1 protein-coding gene is annotated in these 808 nt (G+C 68.6%); it reads left to right on the forward strand.

Annotated features, from left to right (window positions below; all coding sequences use genetic code 11):
• Positions 1–808 (forward strand): PhoU domain-containing protein (locus tag ACFMBG_RS24090; protein ID WP_421057167.1); only part of this gene is annotated, 808 nt, incomplete at both ends.

Here is an 808-nt window from a genome sequence, read left to right on the forward strand (position 1 = left end):
GGCGCTGCGCCAGGGCTGGCTCGGCGACCCGCAGGGCGGCCAGATGCTGGTCAGCGCGCATCTGGCCTTCAACGCCGCGCTCCTGCTGCTGGCGCTGCCGCTGTGCACGCCGCTTGGCGGTGTCTTTGCCCGGCTGTTTCCGGAGCCGGCGGCGGCCCCGGCGCAGCCGCCGGGCCGGCCGGTCAGCGCGCTGGAGCAGGGCAGCTACGGCGCGCCCGCGCAGGCCGTGGCCAACCTCACCCGCGAGCTCTTGCGGATGTCGGACCAAGTTGGCGCCATGTTCCGCCCGGTGCTAGAGCTGTACCAGGCAGGCACCAAGGAGCAAATCCGCGCGGTGCAGCAGATGGACGAGGAGGTCAACGCCTGCCTGTCGGGCATCCGCCAGTATGTGGCGGCGATCCCGGCGGAGGCGTTCAGCAAGGAACAGCTGAAAACCGCCCGCAGCCTGATGGAATACGCCATCCGGCTGGAGACCGCGGGCGACGTGGTGGCCCGCCGCCTGACGGTGCTGGCCGGCGAGATGCGCAAGAAGGAGCTGCGGTTTTCCAAGGACGGCTGGCTGGAAATCACCCGCATGCATGAGGCGATCCTGGCCAATATGCAGCTGGCCTCCAACGTGCTGATCTCCGGCGACCTGGAGAGCGCGCGGCTCTTGAGCCTGGAGAAGACCGAGCTGAAACGGATGGAGCGCGACAGCCGCAAACGCCACCTGCGGCGGCTGCAGAACGGCGCCCGCGACAGCTTTGACACCTCCGACATCCACCTGGAGACGCTAAGAGCCTTACGCGAGTTCAACAGCCATATCGCC

It is taken from the genome of Leisingera coralii, from assembly GCF_049056525.1.
GTDB lineage: Bacteria > Pseudomonadota > Alphaproteobacteria > Rhodobacterales > Rhodobacteraceae > Leisingera > Leisingera coralii.